The organism is Falsiroseomonas selenitidurans (assembly GCF_012103215.1).
GTDB classification, from domain to species: Bacteria; Pseudomonadota; Alphaproteobacteria; order Acetobacterales; family Acetobacteraceae; genus Falsiroseomonas; species Falsiroseomonas selenitidurans.
On the sequence record NZ_JAAVNE010000005.1, the window covers coordinates 93,412 to 113,415 of the forward strand.

Annotated in this window: 19 protein-coding genes and 1 CRISPR repeat array (1 of these 20 only partly in view); of the genes, 15 read left to right on the top strand and 4 right to left on the bottom strand. The window is 70.2% G+C overall.

Annotated features, from left to right (window positions below):
- The first annotated feature begins 2 nt into the window (after positions 1-2).
- The 6 genes from HEQ75_RS05000 to HEQ75_RS05025 all read left to right on the top strand — a co-directional run bounded on the left by HEQ75_RS05000 (position 3) and on the right by HEQ75_RS05025 (position 5,960).
- Positions 3-860 (top strand): hypothetical protein, encoded by an 858-nt coding sequence (locus HEQ75_RS05000; RefSeq protein ID WP_168027827.1) that lies wholly within the window; start codon positions 3-5, stop codon positions 858-860.
- On the top strand, positions 857-3,742 hold the full coding sequence (locus tag HEQ75_RS05005; RefSeq protein ID WP_168027828.1) for a LamG domain-containing protein: 2,886 nt from the start codon (positions 857-859) through the stop codon (positions 3,740-3,742). The genes HEQ75_RS05000 and HEQ75_RS05005 overlap by 4 nt, the downstream gene beginning before the upstream one ends.
- Positions 3,742-4,515 (top strand): hypothetical protein, encoded by a 774-nt coding sequence (locus HEQ75_RS05010; protein ID WP_168027829.1) that lies wholly within the window; start codon positions 3,742-3,744, stop codon positions 4,513-4,515. The genes HEQ75_RS05005 and HEQ75_RS05010 overlap by 1 nt, the downstream gene beginning before the upstream one ends.
- Positions 4,515-4,934: a hypothetical protein gene (locus HEQ75_RS05015; protein ID WP_168027830.1), complete on the top strand. Its 420-nt coding sequence runs from the start codon at positions 4,515-4,517 to the stop codon at positions 4,932-4,934. Before HEQ75_RS05010 ends, HEQ75_RS05015 begins: the two co-directional genes overlap by 1 nt.
- A 76-nt stretch (positions 4,935-5,010) precedes the next feature.
- Positions 5,011-5,457, top strand: coding sequence for a hypothetical protein (locus HEQ75_RS05020; RefSeq protein WP_168027831.1), 447 nt, complete (start codon positions 5,011-5,013; stop codon positions 5,455-5,457).
- The gene (locus tag HEQ75_RS05025) at positions 5,454-5,960 is read left to right on the top strand and encodes a M15 family metallopeptidase (protein ID WP_209318354.1); all 507 of its coding nucleotides are present in this window, start codon (positions 5,454-5,456) and stop codon (positions 5,958-5,960) included. Before HEQ75_RS05020 ends, HEQ75_RS05025 begins: the two co-directional genes overlap by 4 nt.
- Positions 5,961-6,018: 58 nt before the next feature.
- Here the strand turns inward: HEQ75_RS05025 and HEQ75_RS05030 are convergent, their stop codons facing one another.
- From HEQ75_RS05030 to HEQ75_RS05045, 4 genes are all read right to left on the bottom strand, one after another.
- On the bottom strand, positions 6,019-6,399 hold the full coding sequence (locus HEQ75_RS05030; RefSeq protein WP_168027832.1) for a hypothetical protein: 381 nt from the start codon (positions 6,397-6,399) through the stop codon (positions 6,019-6,021).
- Positions 6,400-6,545: 146 nt separating this feature from the next.
- Positions 6,546-6,854: a helix-turn-helix domain-containing protein gene (locus HEQ75_RS28110; protein WP_209318355.1), complete on the bottom strand. Its 309-nt coding sequence runs from the start codon at positions 6,852-6,854 to the stop codon at positions 6,546-6,548.
- On the bottom strand, positions 6,841-8,202 hold the full coding sequence (locus tag HEQ75_RS05040; RefSeq protein ID WP_168027833.1) for a type II toxin-antitoxin system HipA family toxin: 1,362 nt from the start codon (positions 8,200-8,202) through the stop codon (positions 6,841-6,843). Before HEQ75_RS05040 ends, HEQ75_RS28110 begins: the two co-directional genes overlap by 14 nt.
- Positions 8,203-8,356: 154 nt before the next feature.
- The gene (locus HEQ75_RS05045; RefSeq protein ID WP_209318356.1) at positions 8,357-8,587 is read right to left on the bottom strand and encodes a hypothetical protein; all 231 of its coding nucleotides are present in this window, start codon (positions 8,585-8,587) and stop codon (positions 8,357-8,359) included.
- 142 nt (positions 8,588-8,729) lie between these two features.
- On the opposite strand from HEQ75_RS05045, the gene HEQ75_RS05050 reads away from it, so the two are divergent.
- From HEQ75_RS05050 to cas2e, 9 genes are all read left to right on the top strand, one after another.
- Positions 8,730-9,533 carry a DNA adenine methylase gene (locus HEQ75_RS05050; protein WP_168027835.1) on the top strand — a complete coding sequence of 268 codons (804 nt, stop codon included), beginning with the start codon at positions 8,730-8,732 and terminating at the stop codon, positions 9,531-9,533.
- 109 nt (positions 9,534-9,642) lie between these two features.
- Positions 9,643-12,318: a CRISPR-associated helicase Cas3' gene (gene cas3 / locus HEQ75_RS05055; protein WP_168027836.1), complete on the top strand. Its 2,676-nt coding sequence runs from the start codon at positions 9,643-9,645 to the stop codon at positions 12,316-12,318.
- 108 nt (positions 12,319-12,426) lie between these two features.
- Entirely contained in the window at positions 12,427-14,022 is a 1,596-nt protein-coding gene (casA, locus tag HEQ75_RS05060; RefSeq protein ID WP_168027837.1) for a type I-E CRISPR-associated protein Cse1/CasA, read from the top strand.
- Entirely contained in the window at positions 14,019-14,546 is a 528-nt protein-coding gene (gene casB / locus HEQ75_RS05065) for a type I-E CRISPR-associated protein Cse2/CasB (RefSeq protein ID WP_168027838.1), read from the top strand. The genes casA and casB overlap by 4 nt, the downstream gene beginning before the upstream one ends.
- A complete protein-coding gene (gene cas7e / locus HEQ75_RS05070; protein WP_168027839.1) occupies positions 14,543-15,592 on the top strand; it encodes a type I-E CRISPR-associated protein Cas7/Cse4/CasC in 1,050 nt (349 codons plus the stop codon). The genes casB and cas7e overlap by 4 nt, the downstream gene beginning before the upstream one ends.
- A 2-nt stretch (positions 15,593-15,594) precedes the next feature.
- A complete protein-coding gene (gene cas5e / locus HEQ75_RS05075; RefSeq protein ID WP_168027840.1) occupies positions 15,595-16,335 on the top strand; it encodes a type I-E CRISPR-associated protein Cas5/CasD in 741 nt (246 codons plus the stop codon).
- Positions 16,332-17,015, top strand: a complete 684-nt coding sequence (cas6e, locus tag HEQ75_RS05080; RefSeq protein ID WP_168027841.1) for a type I-E CRISPR-associated protein Cas6/Cse3/CasE — start codon at positions 16,332-16,334, stop codon at positions 17,013-17,015. Before cas5e ends, cas6e begins: the two co-directional genes overlap by 4 nt.
- The gene (cas1e, locus tag HEQ75_RS05085; protein ID WP_168027842.1) at positions 17,012-17,977 is read left to right on the top strand and encodes a type I-E CRISPR-associated endonuclease Cas1e; all 966 of its coding nucleotides are present in this window, start codon (positions 17,012-17,014) and stop codon (positions 17,975-17,977) included. The genes cas6e and cas1e overlap by 4 nt, the downstream gene beginning before the upstream one ends.
- Positions 17,958-18,302, top strand: coding sequence for a type I-E CRISPR-associated endoribonuclease Cas2e (cas2e, locus tag HEQ75_RS05090; RefSeq protein WP_168027843.1), 345 nt, complete (start codon positions 17,958-17,960; stop codon positions 18,300-18,302). The genes cas1e and cas2e overlap by 20 nt, the downstream gene beginning before the upstream one ends.
- Before the next feature lie 71 nt (positions 18,303-18,373).
- Positions 18,374-20,004: a CRISPR direct-repeat array (repeat unit 29 nt; unit sequence GTGTTCCCCGCCCGCGCGGGGATGAGCCG) (it continues 2,363 nt past the right edge of the window).

A 20,004-nucleotide genomic window follows, 5' to 3' on the forward strand; every position in this document is an offset into this window, starting at 1 on the left:
GCATGGAACGCATGGTCATCGGCTGGCCACGCTGGACGCCGGACGTGACGTGGTCGGGTGGCTCCTGGAGCGCGACCTACCCCGTCGCCAACCTCGGGCTGCTGCCGCTGTCGCGCGTCGCGCGCAGCAGCTCAGCCGCCACGGCCGACACGCAGTTCATCGGCACGCTGTCCGCCAGCCGGCCGATCCGCGCCCTGGCGCTGGCGCGGCACAACATCACGGTGGGTGGGCGGATGCGGGTGCGCCTCTACGGCGATGCCTCCCGCACCATCATGGTCTTCGACAGCGGCTGGTTCGACGTGTGGCCGGAGGTCTTCCCCTACGAGACACTGGAATGGGAGGACGACGCCTGGTGGACCGGCAAGTACACCGCGGCCGAAATAGCCGGCTATGCGCCGACGCGGCCCGTCTGGCTCGGTGCCGTCTACCTGGCGCGCGCCTTCCGCGTGGAGATCGACGACACCGCCAACCCCGCCGGCTTCGTGCAGATCGGCCTCTGTGAGGTCGCGCAGGGCTGGCAGGTCAGCGTCAACCCGTCGCCGGGTTATGCCGAGGGCCATCGCTTCCGGACCGAGGTGGCCGAGGCGCTGGGCGGCGTGCGCTACTTCGAGCGCCGCGACAAGCCGCGCGTGGCGCGCGGCACGATCGAGAACCTGTCGCGCGACGAGGCCATGGCGCGCGGATTCGAACTGCATCGCCAGGCCGACCTCGACCAGCCCTTCCTGTTCTTCCCCTTCCCGGACGAGACGCTGCACTGGCTGCGCACGGCCTTCGTCGCGCGGCTGGTCGATCCCGGGCTGATCGCCTTCTCGTCGTTCAACCGCAACAGCTTCCCCTTTGCCGTGGAGGAGGTGCTTTGACCTCGATCACATTCCCCGACACCGGCGACACCTATAGCGATGACGGCTCCTCCAGCCGCGACATGCAGAATGGTGGCCATCGGCGGTGGCTGCTGGAGATGCTGCGCAACCTCATCGCCTATCAGAGCGGCAGCCTGGCCGTGGCCAGCCAGCAGGCCGTCGCCGCAGACAAGGCGTCCGTCGCCTCGATGCGGGCCGCCATCGAGGCCGCCCAGGCCGGCATCACCGTTGGCAGCACGCAGAGCCTCGCCTATCCGGCGGTGGTGCAGAACCTGGTGACGGCCAGTGATGTGGTCGCCGCCTGCGTCTACGACACGCGGCAGGACAGCGATGGCGGCGCCTGGACCGAGCAATGCCGGAACACGAGCTGGTACCAGGAGGCGCTGAACATCGCCGGCCTGCGTGGCGCCCGGCGCGCCTTCCCGCGCGTCGCCATCCTGCTACTGCGCGCCACCGCGCCCTGCACGCTGCTGGTCCATGATGCGCTCGACCTCGACCCGGTGACCGGCGTGCCGCGGCTCTGGCGCGCCTGGGGCGGCGTCGCCGGCGCCCTCCTTGACGGCACCGGCACCGCGGTCTTCGCGCTCCATGGCCGCCTGTGGGTCTGCACCTCGACCGGCCTCCACACACTTGACCTGCCGGGCGATCGCGCCACCCGGCGCGACGGCACCGACCTGCGGGGCTGGAGCGCCGGCCTCGCTTCCGCCGGCACCTACGCCTTCGCGAATGCCAGCGGCGCCATTGGCGCGGCCGCGGCCGCCAGCGTGCATGCGCGCGTGCTCCCGGGCGCGCCGCTCGACCCCGCCAGCGGCCTGCCGATCCCGACGACCCTCGTCGGCACGGGCGCCGGCGCGGCGGTGATCCATGCGAGCGGCTTCGTCGCGCAGATCACGCGCGGCGGCGGCTTCGCGCGGGGGGTGATCGTCCATGACAATCGGATCTGGCTTTCCGCCGGATCCGGACCGCTGCTGGCGACCGGCCCGATGCCCTATGCCGCCAGCCTCGCCGATACCGGCTGGCGCCAGGGGGTCTACACCAATACCTCCTCCATCGTGCAGCCGGCCGGGGCGACGACCTTCGCCGGCATGGCCCCGGGCGTCGTCGGCAGCACGACCACGACCTTCCTGGCCGAGGACGAGATCAATCCGGATGCCGGCATGGTCGCCTATGTCCGCACCTTCTTCGCCACCGGATGGCTGCCGGGCGATGCGCGGCTGGCCATCCTGAATGACAGCGCCATCGGCGGCATCGCCGGCGCCACGCCCTTTGCCGATGACGGCGCCTCCGCCACCGCCTGGACCCTCGGCACCGGCTGGACGCATGACGCGGGCAGCACCGAATTCGACCACGCCGCCGGCAGCACCGCGCCACTGGATCTCGCCATTTCCGGCCTGACCAGCGGTTCGGACTACCTGCTGCGCCTCACCGTCGCGAATGTCACCGCCGGCTCGCTGTCGGTGAACCTGCTCGGCACGAACGGCGAGACCGGCGATCTGACCATCACCGCGAGCGGCGAGGCCCTTGTCCAGTTCACCGCCTCGGCTGCCTCCGAGACGCTCCGTCTGACGCCGAGCAGCGCCTTCGACGGGTCGGTCGGGGGCGTACAGATCGACCTGGCCGTGCCGGATCGCAGCAAGACGGGCAAGGGCCTGAGCATCGTCGGCACCCTGACCCGCACCCCGGTGGAGGCCGGCGCTGAGCTCGCCTGCTGGTCGGGATGGTCGGCCAGCAACTACCTGGAGCGCCGCCTCAACCCGGCTGAAGTAAAGTTTCTTGTTTTTTGGTTCAAGGGCAGCGACTTCACCGGCGCCTTCCAATGCGCGAGCGATGTCAGCAACCCGCGCATCTCCATGACCTCCGTTTCCAACCGGCCTCGCCTGGCCCTGATCGGCACCGGTGGCAGCGTGACGGTGGACAGCCTCAGCATGCTCAACACCGGCGGCTGGGCTTGCGTCGTGGGTGTGCTGCGCGGGGATGCGCTGGAAGTGTGGGTAAATGGCCGGCTGGAGGCGACCGGCTCCGCCGCCGGCATCGGCTCGATGGCCAACACTGCCGCCGTGCTGCGTATCGGCCGCAACGTCACCAATGCCGCGGCCAGCAACGGCGCCTTCGCGCTGCTGCGCATCGGCGCCACCGCCCCCAGCCCCGCCCAGATCGCCCGCCTCTACCGCGACGAGCGGGCGCTGTTCGAGCCGGGCGCGGCCTGCACGATCGGCGGCACCTTCAACACGGTGAACGCCGCCGCCTGGTCGGAGACGAGCCGGCAGCACGCCATCGCGACGCTCGGTGGCGTCAGCGTCTTTGCCGGCCTCCGCCGGGTGGAGTTCCTCGACAGCGTCAGCGGTGGTGCCGCCATCGCCTCGAGCAATGTCCGCGGCCTGGCGATGGAGGGCGGCGTGATGGCGCTGGCCACGACTGCCAATGGCGGCGTGCGGCGTGAGGCCATTCTCGGCCTGGACCGCATGCCGGCCGCCCCGGTGCTGTCCGGCCGCCGCCGCGTGCTCCGCGCCAGCGGCGTCACCACCGATGCCACGCCGCTGATCCTCTCCCCGCGCATCCTGATCGGGGAGCGCGAGACGATGGTGGTGCGGGCCCGGATCCTCGGGCGCGTCGCCGGCGCCAGCGACACCGAGCGCCTGACCTATGAACGCCGCGCCACCTATCACCGCCCGGCCGGCGGCGATGTCGCCGCGCCGGCGGTGCAGAGCCTTGGCACCGACACCGAGACCACCGCCGGAGCCGATGCCACGCTGGTGCGGGACACGGCCTCGCAGACCGGCGCGGTGCAGGTCACCGGCGTCGCCGGCACGCGGATCGCCTGGTCGGCCGAGTTGGAGGTCCTGCGCCTCTCCGAAATCACGCAGTACGAGGATGTCGCCTGATGCTCGCCGCCGACATGCTGCCGGCCACCTATGGCAATGGGCGGTACCTGCGCCGCTGGTCCCTGATCGGCGGCCGGCCGCGCTGCATCCTGCCGCCGCTGATGCTGGCCGAGGCGACGCCGGCCGAGCTCGGCGCCGTGGCGGCGGAGAATGCCCGCCTGCACGCCCTGCTGGAGGCTGCCGAGGCGGTGGAGGCGGCGCAGTCCCGCATCGCTGCCGGCGCCGCCGTGCCGGAGGATCAGGTCCTGCTGGACGGCGCCGACGCTGCCACGCTGGCCCTGGTCACTCTGCGCGCCGGGGACGCATCGGCCGAGCCCGTGGCGCTGGCGCTGCTGGATCCGCAGGACCAGGTGGTGCAGGTGGTCGCCGTTGATGCGGGCTGGGCGCCGGTGCCGCCGCTGCGCGCCGTGCCGGCCGCGCCCGGGGCGCGGATCGGCGGACACTACGCCGATGGCGTGTTCACGCCGCCCGCGACGCCCGGCCCGGTGCCGCCAGAGGTGACGCTGCGCCAGCTTCTCCTGGCACTGGTGGCGCAGGGCTGGATCACCGAGGCGGAGGCCCTGGCCGCAGCGCGGACCGGCGAACTGCCCGGCAGCCTTGCCGCCATGCTGCCGGGCCTCTCTGCGGCCGAGCAGTTTGCCCTGCGCCTGACCTGGGCGGCCATGTACTCGGCCGAGCGCGCAAGCCCGGTCTGGGACCTGTTCATCGGCGCCGGCGTGGCCACCGCCGACCAGGTGGATGCGCTGTTCCGCGCCGCGGCCGAGGTGGCGTGATGACCACGGCGGAGGCGACCCGGGGCCTGCCCGACTGGGCGAAGCTCTTTCTCCCGATGCTGCTCACCCTGCTCCTCGGCGGCACCGCCTGGCTGGTGCAATGGGGAGAGATGCGCCAGGCCCGGAAGCAGGACCAGGCGGCGATCGCCAGCCTGCAGCAGCAGATCGGGGCGCTGGTGCAGCGCGTGGATGCCTATGCGGCCTCGACCCTGACCATCACCGAGCAGCAGCGCAGCGACGATCGGCGCCTCTCCGGCCTGGAGAGCGAGACGGCGGTCGCGCGCGGCGCCTCCGCGCTCATTGCCGCCCAGATCGGCGAGATGCGCGCCATCCTGCAGGGGCTGCGCGACGAGACGCAGATGCTGCGCCGTGCCTTGGAGACGCGGCAGCGCAGCGCGCTGCCCATGGATCCGGCCTGAGCCGGTTGCTGCCGGCCCCGCCGGCAGCCTGAACCCGCGCCGCCCGGGCAAGGCGGCACCACCAAAGGAGATCATCATGGACTGGACGAACGTCGTTCTGACGTTGCTGACGGCTGTCCTGCTGCCGCTCGCGGGCGTGTGGGTGCAGCGCTACGTGGCCGATGCGCGTCTGGCGCAGTGGTCGCAGGGCGCGCTGGCGGCCGCGGGCCGCGTTGCCATCGCGGTCGAGGCGGCCCGCCGCCGCAGCCCCGACACGCCGATCGACGCCCTGCTGCGCATCGAGGTGGCGGCCGAGGCCGAGCGCTTCTTGCGCGCCTATGCCCAGACGGCCCGCCAGCTCCGCGCCACGGCGGAGGATGCGGCAAGCCGCATCCAGGGGGAGGCGGGGCGGATGCTGCTGGCCGCCGGCCCGCCGCCGGTGATCGGCGAACTGAGTGCCATCCGGCCGGATGAGGGCCTGGCCATCGCCGTCGCGGAGCAGGTTGCGACGCGCCTGCGTCCGGCGCCGGAGCCGGCACAGTGAAGGCGCTGGCCCGCCTTCTCGGCTGGCTGGGGTGGCGGCAGGAGCCGGCCCAGCCAGCCGCCCATACCGCTGCCGCACAGGCCATCGCGCCCGCTCCGGCGCCGCTGGCGGCGCCTGCCACAGCCGTGGCGCCGGAACTGCTGACGCCGCGCGACCTGGAGCGTCTGCGCGGCGTCCACCCGGACCTGGTGCGCGTCATCCGACGGGCCCGGCGCGACGCCGCGTTCTTCGTGATCGAGGGCGTCCGCTCGGCGGAGCGCCAGCGTGTCCTTGTCGCCGGCGGCGCCAGCCGGACCCAGAACAGCCGGCACCTGACCGGCCATGCCGTGGATCTCGGCCCGATCCCTCTCGACTGGCAGAACATCGACAGCTTTCGGGCGATTGCCCGGGTCGTGCAAGCCGCGGCAGAGGCTGAGGGCGTCTCGATCCGCTGGGGCGGCTCCTTCACCGGGTTCTTCGACGGGCCCCACTTCGAGCTGACATGGGCCGCCTATCCGGTGTGACGCGCTCCTTCGGACAGGAGAGGGACCGACCACGAACCTGCTGGGGCGCTGCGCTCGCCTATTCGGCGAGGGCCGAGAGTTCGGCGGCCCAGGCGACGTAGACCGCGCTTGAACGATCACCGACGGGCAGACGCTTTGCGCCACGGCTTCGGGCGTTGGGCCTGCTGATCCGCGGGCCATTGTACTTGCGAAAGAGCAGGGAACGCTTGTCACCATCCTTGATCGCGGTCTGCAGAGCTGATTCAAGGTCGAGCGCGTCATCCTGCAGCATCTCCGCCGCGAGGACGACGAGATGCGGCATTTTCACACCCCGGTAAGCCGCTTGGCGATTGGTGACGTTGCTGGTGTAGCCAACGATGTATTCGCGCACATCTGGCGAGCGTGCGATCGCCCGGATGGTGGCCAGGTAACGCTCCAACTGCCGCGCGGTTTGGGTCACTGCAATTCTCCAGGATCAGCGCAGCAGAGCCCGGAAACGTTACGGGGACAAGGCGGCCAGCTGCGCAACACCGCAGCGGCTCGGGGGCGAGGCTCGGGACTGGTTGAGGGAGCCCAACGCCGCCCCTGACCGGTCGGCGGGCGCGGTCAGTCCTCCTCCCCAGATGGCGACCCGGCCGCCTCCTTCCGCACCACGAAGCCGACCTGATAGCCGAAAGGCTTGCCGATCTTGGCCAGCGTCTCCGCGGTGGGATTGGCCGTTCCGGCTTCCAGCTCCACGATCAGGCGCCGCGTCACTTTGAAGGTCTGCGCGAAGCGGGCCTGGGTCATGCCCAGCGCCTGCCGCATGCGCTGGACGGCCTGGCTCCACTCCAGGCCGCCGGCGGCAATGTCCTCGTTCAGCGCAACGCGCAGGGCAACCCGTTCGTCGGCGGAGGGCCGCTTAACGCGGGGCACGGGTTCGCCTCCGGCCCAGGGTCGCCAGTGCGTCCGCCTGCTGGTCGCAGAAGCCCATGGCGCGCTCGATGACCGGCTCCGGCACCCCCATCCCGCGGGCGAGTTCCGGCATTCGGCGCAGCGTGTCCGCCTTGCTCGCCAGGATCTCCATCAGGACCTCGGCGTCCAGCGCCGGCACGAGACCGGCCGCCACGCGGCAAACCTCCTGCCAGTCGGGCTTCAGGTCCCGGCTCACGCCGCCCTGAGGCCTCATGCACCGCCAGGTGGTGGAGCGGGCGATCCCGGCGGAGTCCAGACGCATGGGGCAGAAATCGTAGAGCGGCGTCAGCCGCACACCGCCATCGGCAGCTTTCTGAAGCGCCGTGTTCCGCCCGTGATTGTCCGGGTTGCCGAGCGCGAGGTTCAGCACATCCCGGAGCAGATACTCCGTCGCCTCGGCCGCCGGATCGTCGCAGCAGGCCTGGATGACGCCCAGATAGGCCTCGTGGGAGGCCTGATGGCCGAAGGCGGCAACACCCGCGGCAGCGACGATGCTCTCCTGCCCAAGACGCACCACGCGGCCATCCGCAATCTCCCGGTCGAACCGCGGGATGAACAACGTGCCGTGGCGATGCCGGAGCGGCCGGGCGCACCGAAGGCCGAAGGCGCGGGCCAGTTCCAGATAGGGGGCCTCGGCGGCCAGGATGAGCCTGGTGTCCTCGCCCTTGTCGCCGACCCATTTGATGATGGCGTGGCCGGTGGCCTGGTCGTCCGGCACCATCGGGTCCGGCAGCCATCGGCCCGCCGCGTTGCGGGTCATCAGCAGCTTGGGCCAGGCGCCCTGGACGCCGCTGGAGCCGGAGGCCACGGCAGCGAAGTCGCGCGCGTATTCCTGGAGCGCGTCAGCCCGCTCGAACATCTCGTCCAGCGTCAGGCCCGGGTGGGCGTGGGCCTGCTTCACGCGCTTCCGCTCGGCGTCCCAGGCCTGCCGGAGGCGGATATTGCCGATCGGGTCCCCGGCCGCGCGCAGCAGCAGAGGTGCGTCACAGGAAGGAGCATGCTGGTGGAGCCCCAGCACCCCGGCCAGAACCTTGCGGGCGTGGCCCTGGGGTAGCAGGTCCAGCAGGAAGGGCGGCCAGGTCTTGAAGCTGTGGAGTTCGAGGGAGGGCGGGAGCCGGACGCTCAAGGCCTGCCAGCCACGGACGCGGCCCGTGAAATCCGGGTCGGTCGCGAACACCCAGGCGTCGTCATAGACAAGCTTGCTTGGCCCCTGCCAACCCTGGTCGGGATCGCTGAGGGTCAGCTGGGCCGCGTCGTTCCATCGACCGCCGGCGTGGACCTGAAGGTGCAGTTCCCTGGACTTCGCCATGTGTTCCTTTTAGCGCGCAAATACGGGCACAATCCACTCGTATTGGCCCCTTTAGGGTCCACAGGGCATTCAGCACGCTGGCTATCGGCCCCATCCGCGCCAGGCAGCAGGGGGGCGGGTCGAGCCCGCGTCGCTTTTGCCGCGGCGAGGGCAGCTAATCGGACCGGACGCCGAGTTGCGCATCCGGAACCTGCGCCAACGCGGCGACGGCCTCGGTGAGGCAGGCCGCCGGCAGGGCAGGGGACAGGGTGGCCGCTGCCGCCTCCCGCAGCGCCTGCTCCGGCGGCAGACCCGTCGCCAGTGCCGCGCGCCGGCTGACCAGCAGCCGCGGCCAGGCCTGGATCAGCCAGGTCGGCGCAGGTGAGGGCGGCTCGGGCTCTCCCATCATCATCTCCGTCTTCCGACCCGTCTCGGGGTGCGGGGGTCAGGCAGTTGCCGCTGCCCGAACCGCGTGGGGTGAACCACGCACGGATGAACCGCCCCGCCACCTCCGCGCGGAGGCAGGGGCAATAGAACAAAGAGCGAACATGGAGTCGAGTCCGATCTCCGCCGTGCCCGTCGAGCCGGCGGCCCCCTATCTCGGCGGCAAGCGCATCCTGGCGCGCCGCATCATCGCCCGCCTGGCCGAGATTCCGCACGCCACCTATGCCGAGCCCTTCGTCGGCATGGGCGGCGTCTTCCTCCGCCGACCCTTCCGCGCCCGCGCGGAGGTGATCAACGACATCTCCACCGACGTCGCCAACCTCTTCCGCATCCTCCAGCGCCACTATGTGCAGCTGATGGACACGCTCCGCTGGCAGGTCACCAGCCGCGCCGAGTTCGAGCGGCTGAAGGCCGCCGCGCCGGACACGCTGACCGACCTGGAGCGCGCGGCCCGCTTCCTCTACCTCCAGCGCACCACTTTCGGCGGCAAGGTCGAGGGGCGGAGTTTCGGCGTGAACCCGGTTGCCTCGGCCCGCTTCGATGTGACGAAGCTGGGCCCGGCGCTGGAGGCGATCCACGACCGCCTGGCTGGCGTGGTGATCGAACGGCTGCCCTATGCCGATTTCCTCCGGCGCTACGACCGGCCGGGGACCCTGTTCTACCTCGACCCGCCCTACTTCGACTGCGAGGGCGACTATGGGCCGGGCGTCTTTGGCCGCGAGGATTTCGAACGCCTGGCGGAGCTCCTGGCCGGCCTGCAGGGGCGCTTCCTGCTCTCGATCAACGACCGCCCGGAAATCCGCAGGATCTTCCGGCGCTTCGCCATCGAGGAGGTGCCAGTGCGCTACCAGATCAGCGGCGGGGGAGGGACGCTGGCGCGGGAGCTGTTGGTGGCGACGGCGCGCTGAGACAAAGGGGCGCGGCCCGGAAATGTAACACAGTTGAATTGATGCCGGTTGTCGGTGTCTCGCTGCCGGGCAACACTCCTACTCGACCATAGGAGCGGGAGGGATCCGCGTGCTGCACGGCACGACCGGAAGCACCAGTGCCTTCTGGGGCAAGGCGCGGCCCGGCGGCTCCGGGCCGTCGATGCATCCGCTCCTCGCCCATTCCCTCGACGTCGCGGCTGTGGCAAGCCTGCTACCTCGTGCTGCCGAGACCGGCTTGCCTAGGCGAAGCCTCGCCTTCCTCGTTGCCTTGCACGACATCGGTAAGTTCTCGCGAAACTTCCAGGCCATGGTGCCAGACCATTGGCCGGCAGGTGTCCTCGGCCCGATGCCTTTGGCCGGTGTTCCGGAAGGGCCGCGCCACGACGCAATGGGCTTCCATCTCCTCGACCGTACCCTGTCGCCGCTGCTGGAACCCCTTCTGCCTACGGAAGGACCGCGGCAGACAGCCTGGGATGTGGGTCTGCGAGCTCCTTTGCTGCGGGCCATCGCCGGCCACCATGGACGCCCGCCTCAGAAACTGCTCGTGCCTCCTGGCCCTCCCTTGCTCTGCCAAGGCTGCACTGGCGCGGCCACCGACTTTGTCGCAGCGATGTTGGCCGTCTTCCAGCCCGAGCCTCTGCGCTGCCCGTCGGAGAACGAAATTGCACGCTGGGCGTGGCAGCTTGCCGGCCTGGTGACGCTGGCCGACTGGGTTGGCTCCCGGCAGGCCTGGTTCCCTTACGTACCACCCTCCGACGTGGCCTCTCCCGCTGCCTACTTCTGGGATCACGCCTTGCCGCGGGCCGCCGCGGCCCTTGCCGGAGCCGGGATCTCTGGCTGTCGCCCTGCGCCGTTCGAGGGGGTACGGAAATTGTTCCCCGGCATCACGACGCCTTCGCCCATCCAGGAATGGGCAGCGACGGTTCCACTGACGCCGGAGCCAACCCTGGTCGTCGTCGAGGATCTGACTGGCAGCGGCAAAACGGAAGCCGCGCTGATACTTGCGCAGCGGTTGATGGCAGCAGGCCGTGCGGACGGCGTGTTCGTGGCCCTTCCGACCATGGCGACGGCCAATGCGATGTTCGGCCGGCTCGCGTCGTCCTACCGGGGCCTTTTCGTTGCGGAGGGTCAGCCCTCCCTCGCGCTCGCCCATGGGCGGGCCCACCTGGATCCGCGATTTCGGGCGACCATACCCACCGACGTCATGGAGCCAAGCAGACCCGTCGCTGACCCGGCGGATGAGCCAGCCGAATCCCACTGCGCCGCCTGGCTGGCCGATGACCGTCGAAAGGCCCTTCTTGCACAGGTCGGTGTCGGCACGCTTGACCAGGCGCTGATGGCGGTCCTGCCCGTGCGGCACGCGGCGCTTCGATTGCACGGCCTGTCCCGCAAGGTGCTGGTGGTGGACGAGGTGCACGCATATGACGCCTACATGCGGCGCGAGTTGCGGACGCTGCTGGAGTTCCATGCCGCGCTGGGCGGCTCGGCCGTGCTGCTTTCAGCAACGCTGCCGCAGGCGATCCGCGCGGACCTTGTGGCGGCCTTTCGGCGAGGCCTGGGTGCGCCGAAGGCCGTTCCATGCAGCGCCGCCTATCCACTCGCCACCTGTGTCACGGCCGCGGAGTTGCAGGAAACGCCCTGCAGTGCGCGGGAAGGCTTGCCACGCCGCATCGGGGTCACGCGGCTGTCGGATGCACCAGCGGCGCTCGAACGAATCAAGGCTGCCGCCGACGCTGGCGCGGCCGTGGCCTGGATCCGCAACACGGTGGACGACGCGATCGCTGCACACGAGGCGCTGCGGGCTCTGGGGGTCGAGACGATCCTGTTCCACGCGCGCTTCGCGATGGTGGACCGCCTGGCCATCGAGGCCGAGGTGATGCGGCGCTTCGGCCGCGACAGCAATGGCGAGATAAGGCGCCGGGTGGTTGTGGCGACACAGGTCATCGAGCAGAGCCTCGACCTGGATTTTGATCTGATGGTCACCGATTTGGCACCGGTGGATCTGCTGATCCAGCGTGCGGGTCGCCTGTGGCGCCACCGTCGAGAGGGCAGGGTGCTGGTAGCGCCCGAATTGCTGGTGGTGGCGCCGGAGCCCGTGGCGGAGCCATCCGCAGACTGGATCGCAGCCTCGCAGCCGGGTACGGCAGCCGTCTACCGCGACCCGGCGCTACTGTGGCGCAGTGCGCGCACACTCTTCGCCCAGGGTGCCATCGCCACGCCGGAGGATATGCGGCCGCTGGTGGAGGCGGCGTATGACGACCAGGCCGAAGGCGCTGTGCCATATGCCCTGGCGGCGGCAGCGGCCAGCGCGGCCGGGAAGGATCAGGCGGCGACTGGGGTGGCGCGCCAGAACCTGATGCGCCTCGAACGCCCGTATGTTCGCGAGGCCGGATTGTGGGAGCCCGACACACGCACGCCGACGCGGCTGGAGGAGCAGCCGCAGGTGACGCTGCGGCTCGCACAGCTGCGGGATGGGGCTGTGGTGCCCTACGCGGAGGACGAGGACGAGGGGCGCGCCTGGGCCTTGTCGGAAGTCCGCATAGCTGCCCACCGCATCGCGTCCTGCCCAGTGCCGGCGGGACTGGAATGCGCGGTGGAGGCGGCAAAGTCGGGCTGGGGGCGGTGGGAACGGGAATCTGCACAGCTGTTCGTCGCACTGCTGGAACGCCGGCCCGAAGGGTACCTTGTGCCGGCTCTGGATCGGGCTGGGCTGCCTGCCGGTCTGCATTATTCGGCCGAGACAGGCTTGAGGAGGCAGCAGTAAATCAGTGGTGGGTTGCCACGAAGTGGCCATCTGCGTTTTTAGATCGACACTGAAATTTTTCGCGTTAAAGTTCCCGAAACTTGTCTGGGTGGACCCGGGAATGGCGGTATGTTCAATCTTCTAACCTCCGCATGGGTTCCGGTTCTGCGCCGCAGTGGCCACCGCGCTTGTATCCGTCCTGCCGAATTGACGGAATATCTGGACTCGGATCCGGTCATTGCTCTCGATTGGCCTCGCGCCGACTTTCGCATCGCCGGTCTGGAATTCCTTGTCGGCCTGTTCGCCACCGCGGCCGCGCCCGCTGGACACAGGGCGTGGCGCGACGGTTGGTACGACCCGCCGCCGCCGGCAGCGCTCGACGCCGCATTCGCGCCCTTCGCCCACGCATTCAGCCTGGACGGTGACGGACCGCGCTTCCTTCAGGACCGGGAGGATCTGGTCTCTGACGCCGAACCGATCGAGCGGCTTCTGATCGAGGCGCCCGGCGCCAGCACCATCCGCCAGAACACGGACCTGCTGGTCCGGCGGGGGCGGGTGGCGGGCCTTGGGCGCGCAAGCGCCGCCATGGCGCTTTATACCTTCCAGTCGTGGGCGCCCGCCGGCGGCGCCGGCAACCGCACCGGGCTACGCGGTGGCGGTCCGATGGTCACGCTTGTGCAGCCGCCCGGGCGCCCCAGCCTGTGGCACCAGATCTGGGCCAATGTCCCAGACAGCCCGGAGCCGGTTGAGCCCGAGGATCATTCCCGCATCTTTCCCTGGCTGGCGCCGACTCTGACCTCGGAATCCGGGCGCGCCGTGAGTCCGGAGGCGAATGCCCACCCACTGCAATGCTGGTGGGGCATGCCGCGCCGCATCCGCCTGAACTTCGCTGACCTGGATGCGCCCGCACCCTGCGACTTGACTGGAACGCCTGATTCCGTGCGCGTCACAGGCTGGCGGCAGCGCCCGCGTGGCGCAAACTATGCGGGCTGGGGCGATATCCATCCCTTGACGCCGAGTTACCAGGTCAAGGCTGGCGCGGAGGTTCTGCCGCTGCACCCCCAGCCCGGCGGCGTTGGCTATCGCCACTGGCTCGGCCTGGTTCTTTGCAGTCCCGACAGCCTGCGCCGCCCAGCGCCTGCCGTGACACGCTGGCGCGACGTGCGTGAGGGCGTTGCGGAAGGCGGTGCCGCACGCATCCTCGCGGCCGGCTACGACATGGACAATATGAAGGCCCGTGCCTTCGTCGAAAGCGAGATGCCGCTACCCGCCGCGCCGGATGCGGACACGCGCGCCGCGCTGGACGTGCTGGCGACGCGGCTTGTTCTCTCGGCCAACCAGGTCGCCGGACTGCTGCGCAGTGCGGTCCGCTTTGCGCTGTTCAGCGCCGGGGCAAGCGTCAAGCTCGACTGGGAACTCCTCTCTGTCACGCGGGAGAAGCTGTGGGAGGGGACTGAGGCGCGCTTCTACGCGCTGATCCTGGCGCGGCCGCCGGATGCATCGGGGCAGTGGCTGCATCACCTCCGCGATGTGGCGCTGCATATCTTCGACGAAGCGGCGCCGCTTCTGCCCGAGAACGGCAGTGCGGCACCGCGCATCAGCCGCGCTCGGCGCGGGCTGCTGTTCGCGTTGGCCGGCTTCGGCAAGGAGGGCACGGAATTGTTCGTCACGCTGGAGCTTGTGGCGCCCACGCCGAAGGCGCGGAAAAAGGGGAAGGCGGCATGATCCGGAACACAGACGCCGCCTTTGCCTGGTGGGATGAACTGCAGCCGAAGGACGGTGGCCGAGGCGACCGCGCAGCGCGTGCACGGCTTCGCCGCTGCGGCAGCATCGCCGAAGCGATGCAGGAGCCGGCGACGCTGCAGCTGTTCCGCCGCTGCGGTGCGGACAGTCCCTTGGACCTGCCGGCCCTCGCGCTCTGCGCTGCCACGCTGGCGCATGTGCGCGAGGATCGGAGCGATCGGTCGGTGGCCCGCGCCGTCGGACCCGATGACCCGGATAAGCCAGAAACCGCACTGCTGAAGCCGCTTCGCTTTCGGCGACTGCTGGAGGCAGTGGAGCCGGAGGACGCACTGCCGGCCTTCCGTCGCCTCGTCGCCTTGGCCGATGGCACCGTGAACGTCCGCGATCTGTCGCGCGCCCTGCTTGTCTGGTCACACCCAGCCCGTGGCGACCGCACGCGCCGCGATTGGGTCTTTGCCTATTGGAACGCCAACCCAGCCGCCAGCACCCGGGACACTGCCGCATGAGCCGCTTTCTGCAACTTCACCTGCTGACCTTCTTCCCGCCGGCCAACCTGAACCGGGACGATACGGGGCGACCGAAGACCGCCGTGGTTGGCGGCGCGACCCGGTTGCGCCTGTCGTCACAGGCACTCAAGCGTGCCTGGCGCACCTCGCCCATCTTCGAGGCGGCGCTGATGGGTCACATGGGCAGTCGGACCCAGCGGCTGGGCGAGGTGCTTCGCGACCATCTGCGCGCGGGTGGCATGGCCGAGGAGGCCGCTGTGGAGACGGCACGCGTGATCGCGGGCATCTTCGGCAAGATCAAGGATGCGAAGGACAAGGACGCAACGCGAATCGAGCAGCTCGCCTTCATCTCGCCAGAGGAGCGCGCAGCCGCCCTTGCGCTGGCGGATCGGGCACTCGCCGGGGAGAAGGTCGACGAAAAGGCCGCGAAGGATGCCAGCCTGCTGCGCACGGCGGATACGGCCGCCGACATCGCCCTGTTCGGCCGCATGCTCGCTGCGGATCCCGATTACAACCGCGAAGCGGCATGCCAGGTGGCGCACGCGATCACCACCCATCGCGTGGCGGTGGAAGATGACTACTACACGGCTGTGGACGACCTGAAGACCTCCGCCGAGGACGCTGGCGCCGGGTTCCTCGGCGAGGCCGCCTTTGGATCGGGCGTCTTCTACCTGTACCTCTGCATCGACCGGGCGCTGCTGTCGCGCAATCTTGGTGGCGATGAGGACCTGGTCGCGACCGCTCTTGGTGCGTTGACGGAAGCCGCGGCGACAGTTGCGCCCCGCGGCAAGCAGAACAGCTTTGCAGCCCATGGCCGTGCCGGCTACGTGCTTGCGGAGAAGGGCGACCGGCAGCCGCGCACCCTGGCTGGCGCCTTCGCGCGGCCCGTCTCGGGCACGGATCTGATGGCGGATTCCATCGCCGCCCTGCAGCGCTTCCGCGGTGCCATCGACGAGGCCTACGGTCAGGCGGCCGAGGCGAGTGTCGAGATGGAGGTTGGCGCCAGCGGCCGTCTGGCTGACGTCATCGCCTTCTGCCGCGCCTGACCATGGGTCCCTTCCTCACCTTTGCGCTTGTCGCGCCCATGGCTTCCTTTGGCGCCATCGCGGTGGGCGAGCGGCGCGCCGGCTTCGACCGACCGGCACGGTCTGCGGTGCTTGGCCTCGTTGGCGCCTGCCTGGGGCTGGAACGGGAGGACGATTCCGCGCAGCGCGCCCTGGTCGAAGGCTTCGGCCTCGCCCTGCTCTGTCAGGCGCCGGGTCGACTTCTGGCTGATTATCACACCGCGCAGGTTCCTTCGGCTGAGCGCGGACGCCGCTACCGGACCCGTGCGGCGGAGCTGGATGGGTCTTCCAGCCACATCAACACCATCCTCTCGCGTCGGGACTACCGCACAGGGGCATGGCACCTCGCGGCACTCTGGGCCCACCCGGAGGCGCGCTGGACGCTGCAGGAACTGGCGACGGCGATGGCGAGGCCTGCTTTCACGCCTTATCTCGGCCGGAAGTCCTGCCCCCTGGGTCTGCCTCTGGCTCCGACAATCCGAGAGGCTCCCGACGTGGTGGCGGCGCTGGTGGAGCGGCATGCGGAGGGTCCGGAGCGCCAATGGCTCGACCTTTTCGTGCCCAAGTCAGAACGTGCCGAGCTCACGGTCGCCATGGATGCCGGCACCTTGGACGAGGATCCGCGGCTGCTGCGGATCGAGCATCGCCGCGACGTGCCGCGCTCGCGCCGCCGATGGCAGTTCGACCTGCGCGAGGAGGCGATCCTGCAGGTGGCGCAGCCATGACCGGGCTTCTGCTGACCCGCGCCACGCTACGCCGCGACGCACCCGTCGCCGCGCTAGCGCCTCTGCTGGTGCCGGAGGTCCAGAGCGCCCGGGCATCAGCCGCGCATCGGCTGATCTGGGCGCTGTTCTCCGACGGCCCGGATCGCCTGCGGGACTTCCTGTGGCGCGAGGAGGCGCCGGGCCGGTTCCTGGCCCTGTCGGGGCGGCCGCCGAATGCGTTGCCGGACATCTTCGATACGGAGACGAAGGACTTCGCCCCCGAGCTTTCTGCGGGGGACCGGTTGGGCTTTGCGCTGCGCGCCAATCCCGTGATCGCCATCAAGGAGCCGGGTGCGACGCGAGGCAAGCGGCATGACGTGGTGATGCATGCGCTGCATACGGTTCCGAAAGGGGAGGAGCGACGCGAGGCGCGACCCGATGCCGTGATCGATGCTGGCCGCCGCTGGCTGGCGCGTCAGGGCGAGGCGCACGGCTTCCGGCCTGAGGCCGGAGTGGCCGTCGACGGCTATGAGACCGTGCGGATCCCGCGGCCCGGTGGCCTGCTGCGGTTCGGCCAGCTCGACTTCCAGGGCGTGCTGACGGTGACTGATCCGCCGCGCTTCCTTTCGGCACTTGCCGGCGGTTTCGGCCGGTCCCGAGCCTTTGGCTGCGGACTGATGTTGATCCGCCGGGCGCGTTGAGCGGCGCGCGGCCGCTTCCCGGCCTGCCGCCGCCGCGCCCCATCCCGATCCGGGAGCGCGCGTCGATCCTGTTCGTCGAGAGGGGCCGGCTTGACGTTCTCGACGGCGCCTTCGTCATGGTGGATGAGGGCGGGGTCCGCACGCACATCCCGGTTGGTGGATTGGTATGCCTGATGCTGGAGCCAGGCACCCGGGTCAGCCACGCGGCGGTCGCGCTTGCTGCGCGGGCTGGCACCCTGCTGATCTGGGTCGGTGAGGCTGGCGTTCGGCTCTACGCGGCCGGGCAACCGGGTGGTGCGCGGGCGGATCGCCTTCTGCTGCAGGCGCGACTGGCGTTGGATGAGGATGCGCGGCTGCGTGTCGTGCGGAAAATGTACGCGCTGCGCTTCGGCGAGGAGGCGCCAAGTCGTCGCTCGATCGACCAACTGCGCGGCATTGAGGGTGCGCGGGTGCGGGAGACCTACAAGCTCCTCGCGCAACGGCATGGCGCCAAATGGAACGGGCGTGTCTACGATCCGGGTTCATGGGATATGGCGGATGTCGTGAACCGCTGCCTCTCTGCTGCGACGGCGGCGCTGTATGGCATCACGGAAGCCGCCGTGCTGGCGGCCGGGTATGCGCCCGCGATCGGCTTCCTGCACACCGGCAAACCGCAGAGCTTCGTCTACGACATTGCGGACATCCTGAAGTTCGAGACGGTGGTGCCGGAGGCCTTTCGCGTGGCGGCCGCCATCCAGTCAGGCCGGCCGCTGGAGGGACGTCGCGTCGAGGATCCGGTGGCCGAGGTGCGCCGGCGTTGCCGCGATGCCTTCCGCCGTGCGGACATCCTGGCGCGCCTGGTTCCCCTGATCGAGGAGGTTCTCTCCGCCGGCGGTCTTCCCCTGCCGACAGCCACGTCCGAAGCGATGCCAATCGCCTTCGATGGCCCTGGAGGAACGGGCGATGCTGGTCATCGTGGTTGAGAATGCCCCACCGCGGCTGCGGGGGCGCCTGGCCGTCTGGCTGCTGGAGGTGCGCGCGGGCGTCTACATCGGCGACTATGGGCGTCGGGTGCGGGAGATGATCTGGGGCGATGTGACCGCCTATATCGAGGACGGCAACGCCGTCATGGCTTGGTCGGCACCCAACGAAATCGGTTTTCATTTCGACACCTGTGGCCGCAATCGACGGGTTCCGGCAGACTTCGACGGGATGCGCTTGGTCAGCTTCACCGCAGAGGCCGCCTTGCCAGCCGAACCCGGCCCAGCGTCCGCACCCCAGCGTCGCCGGGGGGGCGGGGGCACCTGAGAACAGGCGTTCTAACCGGTGCGTTCATTGACTGTTGAATCTGGCAGGATATTCAATTGCCTCTGTGAAGAGTGTTCCCCGCCCGCGCGGGGATGAGCCGGCACGCGCCCTTCCGTCAGCCCCTGGATGCCCGTGTTCCCCGCCCGCGCGGGGATGAGCCGGGTCGGCAAGCTATGCCGACGATCCCGGTTCCGTGTTCCCCGCCCGCGCGGGGATGAGCCGCAGGACCTGACGAAGTTGTCGGACGTTGCGCAGTGTTCCCCGCCCGCGCGGGGATGAGCCGCGGGATCATCACCCCGGAGTTGATTGCCGAGCGTGTTCCCCGCCCGCGCGGGGATGAGCCGGCCATCGTCACGAAATACCACGGTCCTACGGGGTGTTCCCCGCCCGCGCGGGGATGAGCCGCGGCCCTGCCAGCGTCGATGAGCCGTCTTCGGGTGTTCCCCGCCCGCGCGGGGATGAGCCGTGCGGAGCACGATGGAGGCGGAGGGGCTGAAGGTGTTCCCCGCCCGCGCGGGGATGAGCCGCCGGGTGGATCAGAACGGGATGCCCGTGTTATGTGTTCCCCGCCCGCGCGGGGATGAGCCGGGGGGTGACCGGGGATTGCCGGGACCGGGCTGGTGTTCCCCGCCCGCGCGGGGATGAGCCGGGGGTAACGTGTCTCGGGCCGGTCCATACAATGTGTTCCCCGCCCGCGCGGGGATGAGCCGGCGCCGGCCGCGCCACGCATGTGCGCCTCGCAGTGTTCCCCGCCCGCGCGGGGATGAGCCGCACAACCTGCCGGACGCGGTCACGCGCGACATGTGTTCCCCGCCCGCGCGGGGATGAGCCGGCGCCACGGCAGCCACCAGAATGGCGGAGGCCGTGTTCCCCGCCCGCGCGGGGATGAGCCGGCGGGCGAGTCCGATCCCGCCGCCGCCACGGGGTGTTCCCCGCCCGCGCGGGGATGAGCCGTCGGATGGATCAGAACGGGAGGCCCGTGTTATGTGTTCCCCGCCCGCGCGGGGATGAGCCGCCAGCCCAAGACCCGCCACCCAAACCCAAGACGTGTTCCCCGCCCGCGCGGGGATGAGCCGATGCGGCCGGGCTTCAGGATGCGCAGCAGGTTGTGTTCCCCGCCCGCGCGGGGATGAGCCGGAGCACGGCGGGCCACTGCGCTACATGGCGGCGTGTTCCCCGCCCGCGCGGGGATGAGCCGCTCGACCAGCGAGCCCGGGTCCTCCCGGTCGCGTGTTCCCCGCCCGCGCGGGGATGAGCCGGCGGGGAACCTCGCCTTCCAGCAATGCACGTTGTGTTCCCCGCCCGCGCGGGGATGAGCCGCTGCGCATTGTCCGCAATCAACTTGACGGTCCGTGTTCCCCGCCCGCGCGGGGATGAGCCGCGGCCTTTTCGACACGGCTCATGCGCGCTTCAGTGTTCCCCGCCCGCGCGGGGATGAGCCGCCGGCGAATGCCAGCAGCAGACGATCGACAAAGTGTTCCCCGCCCGCGCGGGGATGAGCCGGCGGCTGTGATTATCCCCAAAAGCGACCAGATGTGTTCCCCGCCCGCGCGGGGATGAGCCGGCGTTGTGGGTGGCGAGGCCGACGCATGGGTTGTGTTCCCCGCCCGCGCGGGGATGAGCCGTCTCAGAATGATTTTGACATTGCCAATGGCAGGTGTTCCCCGCCCGCGCGGGGATGAGCCGCCGCCGCAACTCGTGT

Excerpts from the sequence above, each read along its gene's own strand:
- HEQ75_RS05000 (WP_168027827.1), top strand. The coding sequence starts at position 3 with ATGGAACGCATGGTCATCGGCTGGCCACGCTGGACGCCGGACGTGACG.
- HEQ75_RS05010 (WP_168027829.1), top strand. The coding sequence starts at position 3,742 with ATGCTCGCCGCCGACATGCTGCCGGCCACCTATGGCAATGGGCGGTAC.
- HEQ75_RS05015 (WP_168027830.1), top strand. The coding sequence starts at position 4,515 with ATGACCACGGCGGAGGCGACCCGGGGCCTGCCCGACTGGGCGAAGCTC.
- HEQ75_RS05020 (WP_168027831.1), top strand. The coding sequence starts at position 5,011 with ATGGACTGGACGAACGTCGTTCTGACGTTGCTGACGGCTGTCCTGCTG.
- HEQ75_RS05040 (WP_168027833.1), bottom strand. The coding sequence starts at position 8,202 with ATGGCGAAGTCCAGGGAACTGCACCTTCAGGTCCACGCCGGCGGTCGA.
- HEQ75_RS05045 (WP_209318356.1), bottom strand. The coding sequence starts at position 8,587 with ATGGGAGAGCCCGAGCCGCCCTCACCTGCGCCGACCTGGCTGATCCAG.
- HEQ75_RS05050 (WP_168027835.1), top strand. The coding sequence starts at position 8,730 with ATGGAGTCGAGTCCGATCTCCGCCGTGCCCGTCGAGCCGGCGGCCCCC.
- casA (WP_168027837.1), top strand. The coding sequence starts at position 12,427 with ATGTTCAATCTTCTAACCTCCGCATGGGTTCCGGTTCTGCGCCGCAGT.
- casB (WP_168027838.1), top strand. The coding sequence starts at position 14,019 with ATGATCCGGAACACAGACGCCGCCTTTGCCTGGTGGGATGAACTGCAG.
- cas7e (WP_168027839.1), top strand. The coding sequence starts at position 14,543 with ATGAGCCGCTTTCTGCAACTTCACCTGCTGACCTTCTTCCCGCCGGCC.
- cas5e (WP_168027840.1), top strand. The coding sequence starts at position 15,595 with ATGGGTCCCTTCCTCACCTTTGCGCTTGTCGCGCCCATGGCTTCCTTT.
- cas6e (WP_168027841.1), top strand. The coding sequence starts at position 16,332 with ATGACCGGGCTTCTGCTGACCCGCGCCACGCTACGCCGCGACGCACCC.
- cas2e (WP_168027843.1), top strand. The coding sequence starts at position 17,958 with ATGCTGGTCATCGTGGTTGAGAATGCCCCACCGCGGCTGCGGGGGCGC.